The organism is Azoarcus sp. DN11, from assembly GCF_003628555.1.
Taxonomy (GTDB): Bacteria; Pseudomonadota; Gammaproteobacteria; order Burkholderiales; family Rhodocyclaceae; genus Aromatoleum.
Genome location: NZ_CP021731.1, coordinates 4,662,328 through 4,682,924 on the forward strand (window position 1 = coordinate 4,662,328; position 20,597 = coordinate 4,682,924).

At 63.5% G+C, this 20,597-nt stretch carries 21 protein-coding genes and 1 pseudogene; 1 reads left to right on the forward strand and 21 read right to left on the reverse strand.

Annotated features, from left to right (window positions below):
- Positions 1-140: 140 nt before the first annotated feature.
- The 15 genes from radC to CDA09_RS21750 form a co-directional block, all read right to left on the reverse strand.
- Positions 141-635 carry a RadC family protein gene (gene radC / locus CDA09_RS21685; protein WP_050417896.1) on the reverse strand — a complete coding sequence of 165 codons (495 nt, stop codon included), beginning with the start codon at positions 633-635 and terminating at the stop codon, positions 141-143.
- Between the two features lie 194 nt (positions 636-829).
- Positions 830-1,639 carry a DsbA family protein gene (locus tag CDA09_RS21690; protein ID WP_050418511.1) on the reverse strand — a complete coding sequence of 270 codons (810 nt, stop codon included), beginning with the start codon at positions 1,637-1,639 and terminating at the stop codon, positions 830-832.
- Positions 1,640-1,652: 13 nt separating this feature from the next.
- The gene (locus tag CDA09_RS21695) at positions 1,653-4,523 is read right to left on the reverse strand and encodes a conjugative transfer ATPase (RefSeq protein ID WP_050417897.1); all 2,871 of its coding nucleotides are present in this window, start codon (positions 4,521-4,523) and stop codon (positions 1,653-1,655) included.
- Positions 4,523-4,957 (reverse strand): TIGR03751 family conjugal transfer lipoprotein, encoded by a 435-nt coding sequence (locus CDA09_RS21700; protein ID WP_050417898.1) that lies wholly within the window; start codon positions 4,955-4,957, stop codon positions 4,523-4,525. Before CDA09_RS21700 ends, CDA09_RS21695 begins: the two co-directional genes overlap by 1 nt.
- Complete coding sequence (locus CDA09_RS21705) at positions 4,938-6,395, reverse strand: TIGR03752 family integrating conjugative element protein (protein WP_050417899.1); 1,458 nt, start codon at positions 6,393-6,395, stop codon at positions 4,938-4,940. The genes CDA09_RS21700 and CDA09_RS21705 overlap by 20 nt, the downstream gene beginning before the upstream one ends.
- On the reverse strand, positions 6,385-7,302 hold the full coding sequence (locus CDA09_RS21710) for a TIGR03749 family integrating conjugative element protein (protein ID WP_050417900.1): 918 nt from the start codon (positions 7,300-7,302) through the stop codon (positions 6,385-6,387). Before CDA09_RS21710 ends, CDA09_RS21705 begins: the two co-directional genes overlap by 11 nt.
- The gene (locus tag CDA09_RS21715; RefSeq protein WP_050417901.1) at positions 7,299-7,988 is read right to left on the reverse strand and encodes a PFL_4703 family integrating conjugative element protein; all 690 of its coding nucleotides are present in this window, start codon (positions 7,986-7,988) and stop codon (positions 7,299-7,301) included. Before CDA09_RS21715 ends, CDA09_RS21710 begins: the two co-directional genes overlap by 4 nt.
- The gene (locus CDA09_RS21720; RefSeq protein ID WP_050417902.1) at positions 7,985-8,422 is read right to left on the reverse strand and encodes a TIGR03750 family conjugal transfer protein; all 438 of its coding nucleotides are present in this window, start codon (positions 8,420-8,422) and stop codon (positions 7,985-7,987) included. Before CDA09_RS21720 ends, CDA09_RS21715 begins: the two co-directional genes overlap by 4 nt.
- Before the next feature lie 12 nt (positions 8,423-8,434).
- Positions 8,435-8,800 carry a TIGR03745 family integrating conjugative element membrane protein gene (locus CDA09_RS21725; RefSeq protein ID WP_050417903.1) on the reverse strand — a complete coding sequence of 122 codons (366 nt, stop codon included), beginning with the start codon at positions 8,798-8,800 and terminating at the stop codon, positions 8,435-8,437.
- 23 nt (positions 8,801-8,823) lie between these two features.
- Positions 8,824-9,063 (reverse strand): TIGR03758 family integrating conjugative element protein, encoded by a 240-nt coding sequence (locus CDA09_RS21730; RefSeq protein WP_050417904.1) that lies wholly within the window; start codon positions 9,061-9,063, stop codon positions 8,824-8,826.
- On the reverse strand, positions 9,060-9,425 hold the full coding sequence (locus tag CDA09_RS21735) for an integrative conjugative element protein, RAQPRD family (RefSeq protein WP_050417905.1): 366 nt from the start codon (positions 9,423-9,425) through the stop codon (positions 9,060-9,062). Before CDA09_RS21735 ends, CDA09_RS21730 begins: the two co-directional genes overlap by 4 nt.
- Positions 9,426-9,601: 176 nt before the next feature.
- Positions 9,602-10,438, reverse strand: a complete 837-nt coding sequence (locus CDA09_RS21740; RefSeq protein ID WP_232299293.1) for an IS630 family transposase — start codon at positions 10,436-10,438, stop codon at positions 9,602-9,604.
- A 48-nt stretch (positions 10,439-10,486) separates the two neighbouring features.
- Positions 10,487-10,630 carry a hypothetical protein gene (locus CDA09_RS23545; protein WP_198149584.1) on the reverse strand — a complete coding sequence of 48 codons (144 nt, stop codon included), beginning with the start codon at positions 10,628-10,630 and terminating at the stop codon, positions 10,487-10,489.
- A gap of 185 nt (positions 10,631-10,815) precedes the next feature.
- Positions 10,816-11,064, reverse strand: a complete 249-nt coding sequence (locus CDA09_RS23855) for a transposase (protein ID WP_050417906.1) — start codon at positions 11,062-11,064, stop codon at positions 10,816-10,818.
- Between the two features lie 176 nt (positions 11,065-11,240).
- Positions 11,241-12,422 carry a multidrug effflux MFS transporter gene (locus CDA09_RS21750; protein ID WP_050417907.1) on the reverse strand — a complete coding sequence of 394 codons (1,182 nt, stop codon included), beginning with the start codon at positions 12,420-12,422 and terminating at the stop codon, positions 11,241-11,243.
- Positions 12,423-12,517: 95 nt separating this feature from the next.
- On the opposite strand from CDA09_RS21750, the pseudogene CDA09_RS21755 reads away from it, so the two are divergent.
- Positions 12,518-13,318, forward strand: a pseudogene (locus CDA09_RS21755) (IS5 family transposase).
- A gap of 151 nt (positions 13,319-13,469) precedes the next feature.
- On the opposite strand, the gene CDA09_RS21760 reads toward CDA09_RS21755, so the two are convergent.
- The 6 genes from CDA09_RS21760 to CDA09_RS21785 form a co-directional block, all read right to left on the reverse strand.
- A complete protein-coding gene (locus CDA09_RS21760) occupies positions 13,470-14,261 on the reverse strand; it encodes a crotonase/enoyl-CoA hydratase family protein (protein ID WP_050417908.1) in 792 nt (263 codons plus the stop codon).
- Positions 14,262-14,296: 35 nt separating this feature from the next.
- On the reverse strand, positions 14,297-15,307 hold the full coding sequence (locus tag CDA09_RS21765) for an acyl-CoA dehydrogenase family protein (RefSeq protein ID WP_050417909.1): 1,011 nt from the start codon (positions 15,305-15,307) through the stop codon (positions 14,297-14,299).
- 12 nt (positions 15,308-15,319) lie between these two features.
- Entirely contained in the window at positions 15,320-16,471 is a 1,152-nt protein-coding gene (locus CDA09_RS21770) for an acyl-CoA dehydrogenase family protein (RefSeq protein WP_050417910.1), read from the reverse strand.
- The gene (locus tag CDA09_RS21775; protein ID WP_050417911.1) at positions 16,468-17,667 is read right to left on the reverse strand and encodes an acetyl-CoA hydrolase/transferase family protein; all 1,200 of its coding nucleotides are present in this window, start codon (positions 17,665-17,667) and stop codon (positions 16,468-16,470) included. Before CDA09_RS21775 ends, CDA09_RS21770 begins: the two co-directional genes overlap by 4 nt.
- A gap of 595 nt (positions 17,668-18,262) precedes the next feature.
- Positions 18,263-19,399 (reverse strand): acyl-CoA dehydrogenase family protein, encoded by a 1,137-nt coding sequence (locus CDA09_RS21780; protein ID WP_050417912.1) that lies wholly within the window; start codon positions 19,397-19,399, stop codon positions 18,263-18,265.
- Positions 19,400-19,557: 158 nt separating this feature from the next.
- Positions 19,558-20,583 (reverse strand): 2-oxoacid:ferredoxin oxidoreductase subunit beta, encoded by a 1,026-nt coding sequence (locus CDA09_RS21785; RefSeq protein WP_050417913.1) that lies wholly within the window; start codon positions 20,581-20,583, stop codon positions 19,558-19,560.
- Between the last annotated feature and the right edge of the window lie 14 nt (positions 20,584-20,597).

A 20,597-nucleotide genomic window follows, 5' to 3' on the forward strand; every position in this document is an offset into this window, starting at 1 on the left:
CATAGTCGAATCCAATGACGCTCGTGGAGCGACAAAGAATCCGACGCCGGGAAATCCCCGTTTTGCAGGGGCGCTGCCGAAAGAAAGGGAGCCCGAGGGCTCCCATGGGGATGAACGGCACATACCGGGATAGCGGAGAGCTACAGCAGGCCGGCTTCGGCGAAGGAGTATGGGTTGCCCTTGCCGACGATGAAGTGATCCACCACACGCACGTCGACCATGGCCAGGGCGGCTTTCAACCGCTCCGTGAGCGCACGATCGGCGATCGAGGGCTCTGTCACCCCCGAGGGGTGTTGGTGCGCCAGGATCAGCGCCGAGGCGTTGAGGGCCAAGGCACGCTGGACGACCACCCGCGGATACACCGAGGTCTGGTCGACCGAGCCCCTGAACAGCGGCTCGAAGGCGAGCACCTGGTGCTGGCTGTCGAGGAACACGACGGCGAAGACTTCGTTGGGCTCCACGACCAATTTCAGACGCAGATAGTCGCGCACGGCGGCGGGACTGCCCAGAGACGGGCCAGCTTTGAAGACGCGCTTCTCCAGCAAAGTGATGGCCTGCTGGATGATCCAGTCCTCGTGCTGGGCGACGATCAGGGTGAGCGACTCCGGGCGGGAGTCGGCGACGACACAAGACATGGCGAACCTCCAATGGATGAGATCGGAGGGCGCCTGCCCCGGGAGGGCAAACCCTCCAGGGGACGATGGGGATGGGACAGTGGACGAACGGGCATCCACCACCACAGGCGTGGCAGCTGTTCGCGGGCAAGGATGCGAAGCGAACGGGTTCGATCAGCGCGGTAACGACGCGCCGTAGCCTTGAAGATCGGGGGCTACCTAGGCATGTCGCCGACGGACGCGGCGGGCATGTCTCGGGTTTGTGACGACTCCACGCCGGTCTTGTCACCAGCGGCGAGCAGATCGAGGGCCGATAGCAGCGCGTCGCCTTCGACGGGGCCGTGCAGCAGGATCACCTTGTCGGTCTCGCGGTCGCGCAGTTGCAGTATCGGCGTGGCGGTGATGCCGTTCTTTTCCGCTTCCGCAGCTTGGGCGCGGACCACCGCGTCGGGCCGGTCGCTGGCGAGACAGTGCTGCACAGCAGGCGTGAGGTCGGGATAGCGCAGTCCTTCGGGCAGGCCCTGCCCGTCGCCGCGCGTGTGAGCGTAGACCCAATCCACGGCCTGCCAGAACGCGGCGGCGCCCCTGGCCTCACCGATGCACTCGACCAGGCGTGCTTCGGCGGAGGCCGCCGGCTCGTGCATGGCCAGCGGCAGGTGATGCCATTGCCAGTTCACCTCGGGATGCTCGTCGATCCAGCGCTTGAGCACAGGGAAGTACGTCCGGCAGAACGGGCATTCCAGATCCGCGTACTCGACCACCGTGAAACGTGCGTCGGGCCGACCATGGCGCCAGGGCGGCCCGGAAGGCGTCGCTGGTGTTGAAGGCGTCGCTGGTGTTGAAGGCGTCGCTGGTGGTGAAGGCGTCGATGGTGGCGTCTCTGCGTGGCTCGGGGGGCGAGCTTCAACTTGTGCCGCGGCATGTGGGCGCAGGAACGTCCAAGCGACAGAGCCCAGAAGCAAGGCGACCATCAGCAACGCGAGCAGAACGAAACGGCGGGATCGAACGAATCCGGGCAGGTGCATCGTCGCCTCCCCGTCACGCCAACGCATCGAGCGCCAGCGGCTCGATGCCGCGGGCACGGTCGATCTTCTCGGCGACCTTGAAGGCCGCATCCAGCTCACCGATGCCGTATTGCTGGATCAACTGGAAGCGCTCGGCCTTCTCTTCCGGCTCGGTCTGGGCCAGCGCCAGGTATAGGCTGGGCGGCACCGCGCGGAACAGCACTTCCATCGACTTGGACAGGATCACGCCCTCGCTGAACTTGCCGGCCTCCTTGCGCGCCGACAGCATCAGCGCTTTCTGCGCCGGGCTCAGCTCGCGGAAGCGCGCGATCTTTTCCACCTCATCCGGCGGCATGGAGAGGCAGATCCACCACTCGATCATGTTGAGCATCGGTTCGGCCGCCTTCGGCAGATCGTCGATGTTCTGGGTCGCCAGCCAGTACCAGGCGCCGAGCTTGCGCCACATCTTGGTGATCTTGACCACGTAGGGAGCGAGCAGCGGGTTCTTGGTGATGATGTGGCCCTCGTCGGTGACGTTGATGATGGGCCGCCCGAGAAACTGATCGCGCTCGGCGATGTTGTTCACCGTGTTGATGAGGCTGATGTAGGCGATCGAGAGCTGGGCGTTGTAGCCCTCGCGGGCGAAGGTCGCCAGATCGACGATGGTGATGTCGGCCTCGGGCCAGGGCGTTCCGGGGCGGTCGAACATCTCGCCGTCGACGCCTTGGCAGAACATGTCCATGGCGTCGGCCATCTCCAGCAACCGGGTGCGCCGTGCCTCCGGTAGCGTCGCATCGCGGGCGCGTTCGCGCAGCGCATCGCGCACGTCGCGCGTGAGCACCGTGCGTTTCTCCGCCACGCAGCGCTGAGCCGCGTCGAGGATGCACTGGCGGATCAGGCTGCGGTCGGCGCGCGTCATGCGGGCCTCTTCCTTGTCCTCGCCGCCGGTGATCATCAGCCGCGCGGTGATCTCCAGTTCGCCCAGCACATCGCGCTGCTCGTCGGCATCGGCGACCTGCGCTGCTTCCTCGCGGTCCTCGTCCAGGGCGTCGGCGTCGAGGGTCTGCACCTGGCTGGGCGTCTCCACCAGGCGGTGTGCATCGGCGAACGGAGCGAGACTGACCCCTGCGCCGGGTGCGAGCTTCACGCGATGCACCGTCAGCCCCAGCCGCGCCGCGAAGTCGCCAAACAGGCCGAACGAGTTGCCCGCCTCGACGATGAAAAGGCGCGGCCGGTAGATCGCCGTGACCTGGTTCAGGATATTGTTGAGGGTCGCGCTCTTGCCTGAACCCGTCGGGCCGAACAGGAACAGGTGCGCGTTCATCTGCCGGTCGAGGCGATTCAAGGGATCGAAGGTGATCGGACCGCCGCCGCGGTTGAAGAAGGTGATACCCGGATGCCCCGTCCCCTGGCTGCGGCCCCAGACCGGCGCGAGGTTCGCGGCGTGTTGCGCGAACATGAGCTGGGTGTACCACTGGCGCTTGTCGAGGGCCGGGTCGAACACACAGGGCAGCCAGCGCAGGTAGCTGTTGAGCGGCGCCACCTCGTCTTCCTCGCGCACCGGCTGCAGGCCGGCATTGAGCATGACGTTGACCAGTTGCAAGCCGCGGGCGTCGAGCTGCGCCAGATCGCGACCGCGCAGGTAAAATGCCAGCGCGCCGCGATAGAGCTTGTGCGCACTGCCGATCAGGCTGCGCGCCTGCTGGACGTCCTGGCGGGTCTGCTCCGAAGCGAGGGTCTCGCCGACCGACTTCCTGCTCAGGTGGTTCAGGTACGCTTCCAGCACGTCCTGAGGCGTGGCCACGAGCGTCAGGCACATCACCGTGTCTTCCGGCATCTGGTCGAACAGCGCATTGACCGCATCGCCACCCTTGCGGGTCTCCCCGGTGAGGTGTCCCGTCGGCGGTGGCATGCGCAGGCGGTCCATGACGATGACCCGGTGCGGCAGGCCGTCGAGGAACCAGACGCCATTCTCCACATCCGAGCGCGGCTGTCCGAAGAACAGGCGCTGGGCGAAATCTCCGCTGGCCAGCTCGATTTCACCCTCCTCATGCTCCGTTGGATAGCGGGTCAGCGCGTAGAAGCGTTCCCGGTCCTCGACGTTCGGGCCGAGACAAGTCGGATGGGGGTTGAACCAGCGCAGCAGCCAGTCTTGGATGTCGGCGGCGTCCATGCGACGTGCCTTCACACCCGCGTTCGCGAGGCCGCCCACGAGCCGGTCGCAGATCGTCGTCAGCGCCTGCTCGGGCGACTGGCCGCGGCCGGACGACGCAGACATGGGCGTGCGCCGATAGACCACCATGCGCACCCGCCGGATCTGGCCGCGCCATGGCAGGCGCGTCACCGTGGTGTCTTCGAACAGGCCACCGGGCTTGGTGATCGCGCGCAGGTGGTGGGCGAAGAAGCGCAGGTAAAACTCGCTGAAAGCGCTGCCTTGGGCGCGCGGCCGCACGTAGCTGGCCAGCCCGCGCAGATAACCGTCCCAGTTCGCCTCGTCCTGGGCATAGAGCTGGACCACCCAGGGGTTCTCGTCGAGTTCGTCGAAGGAGTCCTGCAGCGCGTTCTCCAGCGCGTCTCGCGCCTGCCACAGCCAGGCCAGCTCGCGGCCTTCGGTGCCGACCGGAGCCAGCTCGAAGAAAGCCGCCACCGACAGGCCATCCTCGAGCAGCATGCTCTTCGAGCCGGGCAGGTACTCGGCCCAGGGCAACAGATCGGCGAAGGACGGAGCCACGTCGTAGAGCGCCTGGGCGTCCGCCTCGGTGGCCGGCTTGCGGCGGCGGACGGCCAGCGCACTGCCGGGCTCGCTGATGCCATGCTCGGTCAGCATCGACACGTGCCGCGTCCAGGCGTCGTCGGCTGGCGTTTCAGCCTGACGTGCCCGCAGGAAGGGAACGGTCCAGGCCATCAGTAGTCCTCCAGACGCTCGCCCGGCATGGCGTACTGCACCCGTTGGTAGAGCGGAAACACCGTGGTGTAGCCGGGTACCGGCACGGGGTCGCTGCCGGCCAGGTGCGGGAAGACGTACATCACCAGGTCCGGGTTCGGCAGCCGGTGGAACTGGCGGTGGATTTCGTTGGCCGCCGTGCGGGTGTAGGCCGCGTTGTTCGCGGGGACGGCCTGCACGTCGGCCTCGGTCAGCGGCCGGCGCAGGCCCTGGCGCGCATCGAGCAGTTGCCGGGCCGGCTGGCCCCCGCCCGCGCTGCCGCCGGTCTCCTGGTTCCAGACATCTAGCATGGTGTGATCGCCATGCGGCAGCACCTTGTCCTTGCTGGTGGCACAGCCGCCCAGCGCCGTGGCCACGAGCATGGCCACGACCGTATCAGTCCAGTTCCGACGCATGGGCTTCTCCGATGCGGTGATTGACCCGGCGCCCCTTGGCGTCGTAGTCGATGTTGAGGGGTTGCTCCAGGTGGACGGCGACCTTCGCGCCTGGCTGCACGTAGATGGCGGCGAAGGCCTGGCCGTAGAGCTTGTTGACCCAATCGGCCATGTCGCGCACGCCACCGGCCAGGATGCGGCCCATGGCCTCGTTGCCCGAGATGCCGACCGTGCCGAGCGAGCCGTTGCTGTTGGAGACGACGGCCACGCTGCCGTTGTCGGACTTGATGAGCGAAGCGGCGCCCGCACCTGCCGCGGTGATCAGCGCCTGCGAGCCGAGGTACTGCTGGGCGTTGCTGCGCCGCTCGCCGGAGACGCATGGGATGCCGTAGGGATCGCTGATCCAGCCCAGGCCGCCCTGGGTGGCGCTGCCGCCCGCGCTGCTGTTGCCGCCCTGGCTGCGCGCGCCGTTCTCCGGCACGGTGCGGATCGTCCCGTCCTGGAACACGAAGGTCACGCTGCGGATCTGGCCGCGCACGCACGAGAGCGTCCAGTCGCCCGAAGCCGTGCCGCTGACGACGGCGCCAGCCACGTCGGGAATGTCGATGCCGTTGGCGGTCAGATTGTCTGGGCCGATCAACACCTTGAACGGGTATGGGTCGTTCACCGTGCCGTCGATCGGCACGCGCCCGATCAGCGCCGTCATGGCAATCGACCCCATCAGCGTCGAGTTCGACGGCACCGTGTAGACAGGCCTGGTGGAGGCGCCCACGGTGCGGCTGCCGGCGTCGGCGATAGTATCCGCAGCACTGGACAGGGTTTTCTGGGCCGGCCCGAAACTCGTCGGGAAGCTCGGCGTGCTGCCGGCGCCGCTGTTCTTGGCCTGGGGCTTGGCGTCGTCGGGTTCGAGCCAACGCGTGCCACTGCCGCTCCCATGAATCCCGCTACCCTGGCCGCCGACGAAATTCTTGCCGTCACCCTCCTCCAGGCCAAGCCCGACGGGTAGATCGGGTTGGCCGCCCTTGCCGGAGAGGCCGTCGAGGCGCCGCTGAAGTTCCTGCAGCAGATTCTGAGTCTGCTGGCGGTCGCCAGCTGCTTGATCGCGGTCCTGCTGCAGGCGGCCACGCTCGCCGTCCAGCGCAGTCTGGATGCGCTGGTCGATCGCGCTCTCGCGTGCGCGCAGGCGCTCATTTTCGGCCTTCTGGTTCTTGTTGTCGTTGAGGGAGGTCTGCAGTTCGTTGCGCAACTGCTTGACCTGGGCCACCAGCGTGGCGACGGTATCGCGCGGCGTGTCGCCCTCGATGCCCAGGGCCTTCATCTCTTCCGGCGTGAGCTGGCTGGCGGTGCCGGGCGGCGCGGACTTGGTGCCGCGCTCGTTTGATGCGAGCTTGACGCCGACGAACACCAGCAGCAGCACCATCGGGATCAGCAGCCACTTGAGCAGCGGATTACTCTTCATCGCGCGCCCCTCCTTCGGGCTGGCCGGCAGCGGCTTCCGGCGGCAGGTTCACCATCGCGTCGATGGGTGCCACTGCCGGCAGTAGCGACTCGGCCAGGCCATGGCCGCGCGTGACGAGGAAGACCACGGTGGTGTCGGTCGAGCGGCCGGCGGGCCCCAGGGTCGTGTGCTGGAAGGTCGCCGCGAGGAAATCGCCCTGCAGGGCGCGCGGATCGAGGTCCAGCCTGCGTGCGGAGGTGTTGGTGAGCTTCACGGCCGTCACCCACTGGTCTTCAAGCCGCCACGCGGCCAGCGCCCGTGCGCGCACCGGGAGCGTAGGCAGCAAAGTGTCCAGCGGCAGATCGCGGCGTAGGTTGACGCGGTCGATACCGGGCACGGGCTCGACCGCCCGCAGGGGGGCATAGAGGTTCTGCGCCGCATGGCGCGTCAGTACCACGGGCACCGGGGTCGCGCGTCGCGTGGCTGCGCTGGCCGTGTCGCGGGGTTCCTCCTCATTTGCGGTGGCACTGGCCTGGCCGGTGCCACGCGACGGCAATCCATCGCCTTCGACGATGCGCACGGGCTCCAGCGGTGTTTGGCCGGCTTTGGCCGGCTCGGCCGCGACGTCGAGCAGGATCAGCGCGCCGGACTCCACGTCCTGCAGTTGCAGCCGCGAAGGCGGGATCGGTTCGCTCGCGCGCAGGTAGATCGCGCCGCCCGCGCTCTGCACACGCAGGTGCGCACCGACGCTTTCCGGCACGCCGATGCGCACGTTGCGGTCGATGAAGATCACGCGTTCCTGTCCGACCACGAGGGGCACGGCCAGGGGTAGACGCTCCCAACGCAGGACCTCCACGGCCTCACCGGTTGAGACGAGCCCCATGCTGAGCAGGAGGCCGGCCAGGGCCGGCAGGACAAGGCGCTTCATGGGGCTCCTCCTTGCAGTTTGGTGGCGACTGCCGGTTGGCTGGCCGACGCCGGTGCCGGCAACGGTTCAATACGCTGCGGCGCGCTCGCGTAGCAATCCAGGGCGAGACCGAAGGGGTTGCGCTCCGGGTCGACGTCCATGCGCACGACCTTCAGCGCATAGCGCACCAGCGCACGCTTGACCTGCTCGGAACCCAGGTACTCGTCGGCACTTACGTCCAGCGTGACGATCCAGTCGTTCGCCGATGCGGCCCGGACGCGCGAAGTGGGATCGTCCCCGTAGCCCCGGCCGGGAATCTCGTAGATGCCGCGCACGCGCTGACGCAGCTCGCCGTTGCCACGCCGGAATTCGTAGTCCTGCTGCAGGAAGGACCGGCAACTCGGCGTGAGGTAGGCGGACAGCGCCTTGAGGTTGCGCGGGTAGTCCTCCTCGCCGTTGGTCGGCCAGCGTTGGGCCTGCTGCCAGATGTAGAAGGTAAAGGCGTAGACGCTCTCCGGAGGGACGTCCCACCACTTGCGGGTACTGCCCGAACGCAGGTCCGGGGGCACGTGGATGGTCAGGCTCTTCGGTGCGCTCCACCAGCCGAAACCGAGCAGCAAGGCCACAACGAAGAGCGCGGTGGCGCCGAAGCGCAAGGTCTTGACGTGCGCCTGCAGGTGCGTGACTTCGTTCTTGAACCGGCTCATGCCGCACCTCGATGGATGGACGTGAAAGAGTGCTGACGCCGCGTGGTCCACCAGCCCGAGCGGGTGATCTGGGACTGCCCGCCCATATGGGCCGCCAGCGCGGGATAGCGCAGCGCGAGCCACCACTGGAGCTGACGGTACAGCCAGGTGTCGGGCCGGCCGCGCTTCTGCCGGCGCATGAAGCCGCCGCCCGCGAAGACGCCGATCCCGACGCCGACGACGATCAACGTGGGCAACATGGCGATGCTGCGGGTCAGCCAGGCCAGCGGCACCCCGACCAGGAAACCTGCCGCGGCCGACAAACCGGCGCAGACCCACAGCTCGTCGGCGGTCAACCCGCGCACGACCACCGGATGGCGGTTCAGGCGATGCGGCAAGAAGGTCACGAGCCCATCGCGCGGTGTCTCCCGCGGACTCTCCGGGTAGCCGGCCATCGGTGCCGGCCCTTACAGCACGCCGGTGGCCTTGGTCAGCAGCCAGATGCCGACGACCAGCAGGATGGCGCCCACCGCCACTGTGAGGCCGAACTGGCCCCAGGTGGCGCGGCCGGTGTGGATCTCCGAATAGCGTGTATAGGCGTGGTAGCAGACCCCGACGAACATCGAGGCGACCACGAGCAGCGCAATCAGCAGCACGATGTCGTAGCCGTAGTTCTGCAGCGTCTGCATGATGCCGCTGCCCGCGCCGCGCGATGGGTCCTCCATGGTCGGCAGGCCCGCCGCGACTGAAGCCAGCGGCGTGGCCGCGAAGACCGGCGGAACGAGCACGGCGGCAATGCGCCCGGTGCGATGAGAAGTCGAGGAAGGATTCATAGCGATTCAACCTTTCGTGGGGGTCAGGACAGGAGGAAGAAGCTCAGCACCAGGTACATTGCGACGAAGCGCACGACCACGCCGAGGAACTGGCGCTGGGTCAGTCGGTTCTCGGCCCAACCGACATAGGCGGTACGCATCGCCCACACGCCCCACAGCAAAAGGACGGCGAAGACGAAGCCGAGGACGACGGTGGAGACGGTCGCGGGCGTGAAACCGCCGTTGGCCTGGAAGGCGGCGACCTGATCGGCGGAGGGCGTCATGGCGCTTGCTCCGCATTCGCGGTTTCGCGGCGGTAGTCGCCGACCAGCGGGACCGGATCGCGCGGTTGAGCGCGCTGCGGCGTCAGGTAGTCGTTGATGCCGGCGCGGATGCGCTCGACGTCCTGGTGCAGGCGGGCGTAGTCGAAGTGATAACGGGCGCGCTCATCCCGAGCGAGGCTCGCGCCGTACTGGGCCGTCCGCTCGAGCATGTCGAGCTGGCGGACCAGGGCCGCCAGCTGTGCGCGCTCCGGGGCGGTATCGCCCGCTGCTGCGGGCGTCGCACTGCCCAGCGCAAGGGCCAGCGTCAGGGCCAGGGCCGGCGCGCGGCGGCAGTCGTTCGTCGGATTGCTAGGGAATGTCATCACGCCGTTTCGCAGTCGTCTGGATGGCGGAATGCTGCGGCGGCCGACGGAGACCTGCTGCAAACAATCGGAACGGGCGCTATGCCGGATTTGCCCGGCTGCAAACCACCGGGGCGACGACGATGCGGAATCGCTCGGGCTATTACTACTAAAAAGTGCGTTGGTTACCGTACATTCTATTCGGCCGCGTAGCGGGTGCTCGGATGCCTGAAGAATGCGCGAACGATATCGGGGGTTTTCTGCAGCGAGCGCATGAAGCGCAGCGCAAGTTTCTTCATCTGCTCGGGCCCCTTGATGATGCTGCGGCCGAGCTTGTGGCTTTTCAGATGCGCCCAGACGTGCTCGTCGGGATTCAGATCGGGCGCGTAGGCCGGCAACCGAAACAGGCGCAGCCGTCCGTCGAGTCCTTCGACGAACTTCCGGACTTTGGCGCTGCGATGCACCGGATGACCATCGACCACCAAGAAGATTGGCCGCGTTGTGCCCTGCATCAGTCGCTTCAGAAACTCGATGAAGACGTCCGCGGTGACGTTCCCCTCAGTACACATGAACCGCAACTGCCCCTTCGGGCTGATGGCGGAGATCAGATTGAGCTTGAAGCGGGCACCGGTCGTCTTCACCACCGGCGTGACCCCCACCGGCGCCCAGGTCGTGCCGGTGTGGTAGTCCGAGCGCACCGCGGCCTCGTCGCCGAAGAAGATCTCCGCCCCGGCCGACTTGGCTTCGGCGCGAATGCGCGGAAATTCGTGTTTGATCCAGTCGGTCACCAGCGCCGGATCGCGCTGATAGGCGCGCATCAGCGGACGTTGCGGCGAAAGCCCCTGCTTGCGCAGCAGGCGCCCAACGCTGATCTCCGACATCGCCACCTTGAACTGGCTGCGGATCAACTCCCGAACCATCGCCCGTGTCCACAGCGCAAACTCGAACTTGAACTGCTGCGGGTTCGACAGCGTGATCGTCCGGTACAGCCAATCAAGCGCCTTGCCGTCGAGTTTGGGCTTCGCGCCCGGCACCGGCTTGGCACGCAGCGCATCAACCCCGCCCTCGCGGTACAGCGCCAGTCACTCGTAGATGCGCGGGCGCGAAAACCCGAGCGCCTTGACCACGACTTCGGGCGACTCGCCCGCTTCAACACGCTGCACCGCCCGAATCCGAATCTCTTCGAGCGTGGCATGCGACAGGGAGCGACCGTCTCTCTTTTCCATGCGCAATTATCGCACGCCGGCATTACTCAATGTACGCTAACCAACACACTTCTTAGTAAGAACTTATCCGCAAATACCTTGCGAAAATTTTGTCATTCACCGACCATGACGTCCTGATCGATGAGAGGTCGAAATTGGCGCGACGTTTGGCAAACTGTAAGCGTCCGGTCTGCTCGGGCGGGCGCTTACGGCAAGCTGGAAGGTATCGGACGAGTTCTGGGCTCGCGTGGAACCGTTGATTCCGACACGTGTACGCACTGGCGTGGATCGTGCAGCGCTTTCGCCACCGCAGCCGACAGGCCGATGCGCTGGTCCACCTGTCGCAGCAGCATCAGGCCTCCGTCCGAACTGAGCGCTCCGCCCTCGAAGTTGGCTTCAATCCGGCGCCGACCCAGGCGCCCAAAGCTCAGTTCATTCGCGGTACACTTCGGCATCGGCGGAACTCCTCTACATACGGCTTCGACACCTGTATTAGAGCGCCTTCCGGCGGTTCCGCCGATACCTCCGATGAAATATCCGGGCTAGGGGGCCGGGAGAAGGTGTGTTCACCGGGTGCTTACGGTAATTTTGGATGCGCGTCGACAATAGCCCCGAAAGTGGCCCCGCGCGGTCAGCGAACGGGCTGACGCACCCACACAAGATAGCTACCGAAGCCAGCGAGCCCCCCCAAGGCCATCACCAGCGCCATCGGCACCACGGTATCGCCCAAGGAGTGGCCGACGAAGATGCCGGCCAGCGCCGCCAGCCCCATCTGCGAGAAGCCCATCAGCGAGGCCGCCGATCCGGTCATGTACGGATAGTTCGCCAGCCCGATCGCCGCCGCGTTAGGCATCGTGAGACCGATCGCGGCGGCAGAGAACCACATCGGCACGATCACCGCCATCGGGCGATGCACGCCCGAGAGCGCCAGCGCCAGCATCGCGACCCCGGCCACCGCGCTCAGCGCCGAGCCCCAGCGCAACAAGCGCTCCGACCCCAGCCGCCGAGACAGCCGGCCCGAGGTCGTCGAGCCGCACATGTAACCCGACACCATCACGCCGAACGCGAGGCCCATCTCCTGCGGCGAAAAACCGAACATGTTGATGAACACAAAGGGGGACGCCGAGATGAAGGCGAACAGCCCCGAATAGGCAAGCCCGTTGCACAGCAGCACGCCGCGGTAACGCCCGTCGCGCAACAGGGTCAGGAAATTGTGCGCCATGCGGGCAGGGTTCGTCGCCGCAGGATCGCGGTGATTGTTCGTCTCGGGGAGCACGAACCACAGCCCCAGCGCAAGCAGCGCCGAATAGCCGGTGAGGAACACGAAGGTCGCGCGCCAGCCTGACCATACCGTCAACCAACCGCCGACTACGGGACCCAACAACGGCGCCAATGCCATCGCGGTACCGATGTAGGAAAGCATGCGGGCGGCGTCGTGCGGGCCGTACACGTCACGCACCACCACCCGTCCGAGCACCGGCCCCGCGCAGGCTCCGAGCGCCTGCAGGAAGCGCGCCGCGATCAGCGTTTCGATCGAATTCGCGAGCGTACATGCGACCGAGGCCAGCACGTAAAGACCGACGCCGAAGAGCAGCACCGGCCGACGCCCGAAGCGGTCCGACAGCGGGCCGTAGGCGAGCTGGCCGGCGGCAAACCCGAACAGGAACACCGACAGCGTGAGCTGAGTGTTCGCAACATCGGCACCCAGGGCCTCGCCGATCGCCGGCAGCGCCGGCAGGTAGAAGCCCATCGACAAGGGCCCGAGGGCGACCAGCGCGGTGATCAGGATGGCAAGCGGCAGGCTGGCGGTCATCGGTAGATAAACGAATATGGGGCGCCTCGAAAAACCTCGGCCCGCCCGCCCTTCGTAAAATTACATCGTCCTGAAACCTGCCGCAGCCCTGTCCGATGAAATCGCGAAGCGCCATCAAGACTGACCTGTTCGCTGACGAACACCACCGCAAGAAGAACGACTCGCTGGGCGATCCGCTGGCCGAGATCAAGTCGTACATCGACTTCGCAGCGCTCGCGGCTGAGATTGATCGCGTCGCGCCGCGCCCGATCAGCGCGCAGGGCGGGCGTCCGCCGTACCCGATCGAGACGATGGTGCGTATCCTCGTGTTGAAGCGCCTGTACAACCTGTCCGTTGAGCAGATGGAGTACCATTAGCTCGACCGCATGCCCGCCGACTGAAAGCCGGCGAATCGGCGCCAGAAGGACACCGCCGCCACGTGGACCAAGAAGCACGACAAGAGCCACTTCGGCTACAAGCTCTCGATCAACGTCGACAAGAAGTACAAGATCATCCGCGAGATCGAGACCGCCAGCACGCACGACAGCCAGCACTTTGACAACGTCTTCGACACGAGCAACACGAGCCGCGCTGTCTATGCCGACCAGGGCTACCCGTCGGAGGGACGTGACCCCTGGCTGAAAGATAACGGCTTCCGAAACCAGATCCAGACGAAGGGCAAGCGCAACAAGACGTTGTCCGAATGCCAGCAGCGGCGCAACAAACGCATCGCCAAGACGCGTGCACGGGTCGAGCATGTGTTCGGAGCGCTCGAACAGATGAGCGGCAAACTGCTGCGCACCATCGGCCAGGCGCAAGCAAATTTTGCGATGACGATGATGGCGGCCTGCTACAACTTGAAGCGGCTGGTCTATTTCCTGGAGGCCGGAATCGAGGCTTTCAGACGCCCTAAATGAGCCGAATTGCCGATGCCCGATGCGATTCGAGGCAAAAGCAGGGCGACACCGCCGGTAAACGAGTTGATTTGCCAGAGAAATTTCACCGAATTCGGTCGCAATCATGGTTACACGGCGGGATTCATTGAAAACCTCGGGTTACTCGAGCCCCCTACTCAAAGCGCGGCGAGCGTTTTTCGAGGAATGCCGCGACAGCCTCCTCATGCTCGGAAGTCTTGTGCGCTAGTGCTTGGTAGGTTGCTGAAAGCTCCAATAGGGACTCCAAGCGCACGTACTGCCCCTCCCGCAGAAGTCGTTTCGTCATACGTAGTGCAGGGCCAGGATTGCAAACAATACGCTGGGCCAACTTGTTAGCCACATCCAGCAACTCCTCACCAGGCACTACACGAGACACCAGACCGCACTCGAGAGCCTCTTGCGCGGAAATTGGATCGCCCGTAAAGGACATTTCCGCCGCCCGCGATTGACCTACTACACGCGGCAGTAACCAAGCCCCCCCATCGCCCGGAACAATCCCGAGCTTCACAAAGGACTCCGCGAAATATGCTGACGTAGCGGCGATCCGGATATCGCACATGCATGCTAGGTCGCATCCTGCGCCGATCGCCCCTCCATTTACTGCCGCAATCACGGGCACCTCAAGATTGTAGAGTGCCAGCGGGAGCCGCTGAATTCCCCGCCGATATTCGTCGCTGATCGTGATCGGATCCACTTTCTCCTTCGAATAGCGCTGCATGTCCTTCAAATTTCCGCCCGCGCAAAACATCGTTCCCGCACCAGTAAGGATGACGGCACGAACCGTCGGATCACGGGCGATTCGGGAACATGCATCGACGAAGTCTTCGACGGCGGAATTGCCTGTCAGCACATTCCGGAGTTCGGGCTGATTCATGGTCATCGTGATCACGGGCCCGTTCTTATCGACCAGCAGGAAACTACCCATTATTCGTCTCTCAATATCAAATTGGATTGGACAGATCAACCGGCAAGGCTCCGACGTACGAAATCCAGAGTTCGTGACGCACCGGTGGCAAGGAGTTCGCGCCCGACGACCTTTGACCAATATACCTCCGTGCCATACGCGAGGCGCCACTCGTGCATCCGGCGTGTGAAAAGTTGCAAATCATATTCCTCTGTAAACCCCATTGCGCCGTGGACGGAATGCGCAATTGACGACACTGTGCCGACCACCTCGCTGGTACGTTGCTTTGCCACAGCGGCAGCCATCAATTTTGGACTTATCCCGTCGGCACTGAAACCGATCTGGGCCGACATTCGGGCCGCAAAAACCTGCTCTGCCATGACACTGATCTGCTGCTGGATGATTTGAAGCTTTGCGATCGGCCTGCCGAATTGCACTCGATCATTGGCATACCCTATCGTCATTTGCAGAATCCGCGCCATGGATCCGGCGAGCATTGCAGAGATCAGACACGCTCCATATGCCCGCCAGTTGGATCCAGGAAGTTCGTTGCCAGAAATCGGCTGTTTCGCCCATCGCATTCGGGCATTGACGCTCCCGCACCCCCCGGCAATGTGCCTTTGGGCACCGGTCGCAGGCAATAGCTGCGCCCGATCGCCGAAATCCACCAAGACCCAGTCAGCCACTTCACCAAACGGCACGTAATTCGATATGATTGTTCCGTCCGGAGTCACCGCGACGTCTCCAGCAATCGTTATAGACCCCTCTGGAAGCTCGGCGTTGGTCTCGGACATGATTCCTCGGACCAATATGGTCTGTATTAACGGTAGCGGCAAGGCATGGCGACCAGCAACAAAGGCGATCGGATAGACATCGGACAGACTCAATCCTGCCCCCCCCATCGCTTCAGCCACCAAGGCGTCGGTAAAGCCGGACTCCTGTAATGCCCCCCAAAGTGCGGCACGTTCCTTCGTGCCGCCCTCTCCCCTCTCGATACGGCGCACATGATTCGGCGTACAGCAATGAGCGAGCAGTTGCTCTATCGCGTCGGATATGATTTCTTGCATGACCGCTGTCCTCTACCGAAGTCCGAGCCCACGGGCGATCATTCCACGCAGGATTTCCCGCGTGCCGCCTCGCAGAGAGAATGAAGGAGAAATTTGTGTCACGTATGCCAGGGTTTTCAACAAGACGGATGGCACCGGACGATCCGGATCGCCCCCCAGGCTGTCAGCAATCAGCAGCGGCATCTGCTGCTCGAATTCCGTTCCCAAGTCCTTGACTAGCGCGGCCTCAATCACCGGACTCTCACCCCGCGCTAGTTTTTCCGTGACCGAAATGGCCATCGCACGCAGCACGCATAGTTGGCTCGCCATGCGCCCGAGTAACGCGACACGCCCATCATCGACACGCGTATCACGACAGAGGAAAGCAAGCCACTCGTCAAAGAGAACCAGCGTGGAATAAATGCGCTCGGGCCCACTGCGTTCGAACGCAAGTTCCGCCGTCACTTGCTCCCAACCGGACCCCTCTGCACCGATCAGCGCATCGTGACCTAGCATCACGTCGTCGAAAAAGACTTCACAGAAATGAGCATCCCCCGTGATATCGTGAATCGGCCGCACAGTCACGCCCTGCAAAGAGAGATCAACGATCATCTGGGACAAGCCCTTGTTCCGATCCGCCGGTTCCCCCGATGTGCGCACAAGTGCAATCATGTAGTGGGAACGGTAAGCGTTTGTCGTCCAGATCTTGCGTCCGTTCAGCTTCCAGCCGCTATCCGTCCTCACCGCCCGAGTTGTCACGCTGGCGAGATCCGAACCCGAGTTAGGCTCACTCATACCGATGCAAAAAAAAGCTTCCGCGCGGCAGATCCTAGGCAGATAGTATTTCTTCTGCGCTTCGGACCCATATTTATGGATCAAGGGGCCGCTCTGGCGGTCGGCAATCCAGTGAGCGGTGACGGGAGCCCCTGCAGAGAGCAGCTCCTCCACGACGACAAAGCGCGCGAACGAACTTCGTCCGCCGCCGCCGTATTCCTTCGGCAGAGTCAAACCGAGCCACCCTTTCGCGGCAAGCCGGCGACTAAAGTCGGCGTCGTAGCCCATCCAGGACCGGGCACGGACATCGGCGGGCACCCCTTCGAGGGCTTCGTCAAGAAATGCACGCACCGAGACTCGCAGACCCTCGTCCTCGGCGGGGATGGATGTAAGCTCAAGCGACTCGATCATGAATTCTCCATCGTTCTATTGAATGTCTCGCCGCGCCGTAGCGCGGCTCGGAAATCCGGATGTGCCACGGCACTGAGCTCTAGTGCCCGCTGCGCAGGCGATTTATTTCGCAGTCGAGCAACCCCATACTCGGTCACCACGTAATCAATGTCTTGCGCACCGATTGTCGTGGGGACTCCCCGACCGAACGTAGTGACAATGTTGCTGACCGCCCCCCCTTTGGTTGCTGCACGGAGTGCGATGATGCTCATACCGCCCTTCGCTGCTGATGCGCCCCTTGCAAAGTCGGGCAATCCTCCGGGCGTTGAGATCACGCGACCACCGATCTGCTCAGCGTTGGCACTGCCATTTATATCGACCTGCAAAACGCTGTTGATCGCAACGAGCCCATCAATGGCCGCGAGGACATCAAGTGCGTGTGTAAACGAGCAGGGATGAAATTCGACCAACGGGTTATGGTCGAGAAAACCATAGAAGGATCGGGTACCTGCAGCCATCGTTGTGACCGTCTTACCCGGCAACACCTTCTTCGTCGCGTTAGTCACGACACCGCGCTCGATCAGCGGCCGAACGCCATCGGTGATGATGCCGCTATGGATCCCCAAATCGTATAGGTGGCTCAGTTCGGTGAACACCAGATCCGGCAAGGCTCCGATGCCAGCCTGCAACACGGCTCCAGACGAGATGAGACCTGCTATATTTCCTGCGATTGTCCGGTCAACATCGTCAGTTTCGTCCGTGTCGGCAGCGCGCACGACCTGTGGGCCGCGATTTGCATTAACGACGAAATCGACCTCCTCGGGCAGCAACGCCGTGTCTCCGCAGGTAAATGGCATCTGCGGGTTCACTTCCGCAACGACGATTGGATCCTGAGCAAGGACCGCCCGCATATAGTCGACCGACACCCCGAGAGACATTCTCCCATTTTCGTCGGGCGTAGAGACCTGTAGTAGCAGGAGATCGGCCCTGATCTCACCGCTGATGAAAAGGGTCGGAATTTCGGACAGCGTGCAGCGCCGAAAAGAAGCGCGGCCTGAATTGATCGGCTCACGCAATCCCTTTCCCGGAAACAGCGCCTGGATCGAAAGATGCTTGGCTGCCTCTATGCCAGCATAGGGCGCTTCGCCCATCGGCATGAGCCCATACACGGTCGCCCCACGGAACACCTCGGCTGCCTCACTCAGTTGCTGAGTCAAGCGCGGAGGCTCGGCACACGCGGAGTGGAGCACTATGCGTGGCGCATCTGGCAAAGCCGAACGTAGGTCTTGGAGGTGCGACAGTTGGAGTCTCTTGCCGCGCGGAGTAGTCATTACTTCTTGTCTCCCTCTTACGTTCAGAATCCTTTGCCAGACTTCTTACCCCAACCGCCCCGCGTACATCTCCTTGCCGATCGGTTGGGCTTGGCCGAAGTAAGACCGGTTTCGTTGCATTCATTCGCGCCAAGTAGGAAACATCAATTTCTTCTGAATCCCAATGGCATATTTGACACCCTAGTCCCCTGACCACGTCGAGATCGACATCGTCGGCCGATGCATGCGCCTCCTTCTCTCAGAGACTCGAGGCCTCGCGGATCAGATCACGAAATATGCGATTCACGATGAAACCGGATATTTCCTTGCTCAGGATCACCCGGTACTTTCCCGAGCGCAATGCAGAACTTCACTAAGCGTTTAACTGCATCAGAAATCGCCGAATGAAAGACAACTCCATCAATTCGATAACCGATGCCGGGGCTTGAGAAACGCAAATTAATTTATCCCAGCAGACGGACCATTGTTGTTTCCTCGCTCTTTATCCCGTTAGGGCACGTGCAATGACCAATCGCTGCATGTCTCCAGTGCCCTCGTATATCTGACAAACTCGAACATCCCGGTAGATCCGCTCGAGTGGAAAATCAGCCAGGTAGCCGTATCCTCCCAAGGTCTGGATCGCATCCGAGCAGACCCGCTCAGCCGTTTCGCTCGCGAGCACCTTCGCCATCGATGCTTCTTTGACGCAGGGTAATCCGGCGTCACGCATGGCCGCGACGTGTAGCACCAACTGCTCAGCCGCTTCGAGCCGCGTGGCCATATCGGCGAGGCGGAATGCAACTGCCTGATGCTCGATGAGGAGTTTGCCGAATTGCCGGCGTTCCTTGGCATAACCCAAGGCGTGCTCAAACGCCGCACGCCCCATACCCACCGACTGGGCCGCGATGCCAAGACGCCCGCCGTCAAGGTGGGAGAACGCAACTCGCAGCCCTTCGCCTTCTCTGCCCAAGAGGCTATCGGCCGAAACCCACATGTCATCGAATGTGAGGGAGCATGTATCGGACGAGCGCTGGCCCATCTTTTCCTCAACGCGGGTCACGGTCCACCCCGGGGTATTGGTGGGCACAACGAAGGCAGAAATTCCCTTCTTGCCGGCGGTTGGGTCGGTAACAGCGAAGACAATGCCCACGCTCGCATTCCGCCCCGAGGTGATGAATTGCTTGGTACCCGAGATGACATACCCCGAACGGCCATCCTTGCGCGCTAGCGTCTTCATGGAGGCCGGGTCGGATCCTGCTTCTGGCTCCGTCAGGCAGAAACAGCCAATCATCTCCCCACGCGCCATAGGACGAAGGAAGCGGTTCTTCTGCTCGTCCGTACCATAGGTGAGCACCGGCAGGCAGCATACCGATGTGTGTTCGCCCATGATGGTCGAAATCGGACCGTCGCCGGCAGCAATTTCCATGATTGCCGCCACATAAGAGACATAATCGGTTTCCGCACCGTCCCACTCCCGTGGCACCACCATGCCCATGAAGCCCAATGTTCCTAACTCGGCGAGTTCCTCAGCAGGAAAACGGCAATTACGGTCGCGCATAGCCGCAGTGGGCGCCAAGCGGTCGCGCGCTATTTTTCGAGCTGTTTCACGGATGAACGATTGCTCCTCGTTGAGAATCATTTCAACACCTCCACCGTTGCGCCAGTCGGTTCGCCCCGGATACATAGCGAAGTCACCGCTCGCCAAAATTCATATTGTCCAAGGGCCACGGGGGTCTCGCAATCATCGGTCTCATATACTGTCAGGATCGCCCTCTACCTTCGTCTAGCTTGAACTCGTCAGACGATCGTCCATGTGTCGCCGCCGTGTAGCAGATCCGCGAGCCGCCCGCGCCCCTTCGCTTCGCGCGTAGCTTCATGCAGATGCGCGTTCAGCTCGTCGCAAGTCGGTTGACGCACTGCGCGGAACACGCCGAGCGGCACAGGCAGCTCCGGGGACTCGAACTGCGACAGGAAGAATGCGAGCCCGCTGTGCATCGCATGCTCGTCATGGACGACGAGCTCCGCCTCGCTCACCGCGCCGTCGCCGAGCTTGATAACCTCCGGAGCCATGCCGGCGAGCCTGATACCCTGATCGCGATTTTTCCCGAACACGAGCGGCTTACCGTGCTCGAGCATGAGCCGTGCGTCGTCGCGCGTGGCCTTCTCGGTCAGCGCATTGTGCGCGCCGTCGTTGAACACGATGCAGTTCTGCAGCACCTCGACGAACGCGGTGCCCTTGTGCACGGCGGCGCGCGCAAGCACCGACGCGAGATGCGGCTGATCGCTGTCGACGGTGCGTGCGACGAACGTCGCGCCCGCGCCGAGCGCGAGCGACACTGGGGAGAACGGCCGGTCGATGCTGCCGAGCGGCGTGCTCTTCGTCCTCTTGCCGAACTCGGACGTCGGCGAGTATTGTCCCTTTGTCAGCCCGTAAATGCGGTTATTGAGAAGAATCACCTTCAGGTCGACGTTGCGGCGCATCGCGTGAATGAAGTGATTCCCGCCGATCGCGAGCGCGTCCCCGTCACCGGTGACGACCCATACCGACAGCTCGGGCCGGGTGAGCTTCAGGCCGCTCGCGATCGCTGGTGCGCGGCCGTGGATGCTGTGTATCCCGTAGGTTTCCATGTAGTAGGGGAAGCGGCTCGAGCAACCGATACCGGAGATGAACGCGAAGTTCTCGCGCGGGATGCCGAGCGTCGGCAGCAGCTTCTGGACCTGCGCGAGGATCGAGTAGTCGCCACAGCCAGGGCACCAGCGCACGTCCTGGTTCGATTCGAAGTCTTTTTTCGTCAGTGCGACAGGTACGGACAGGTCATTCATGATGTTTTCCTGTA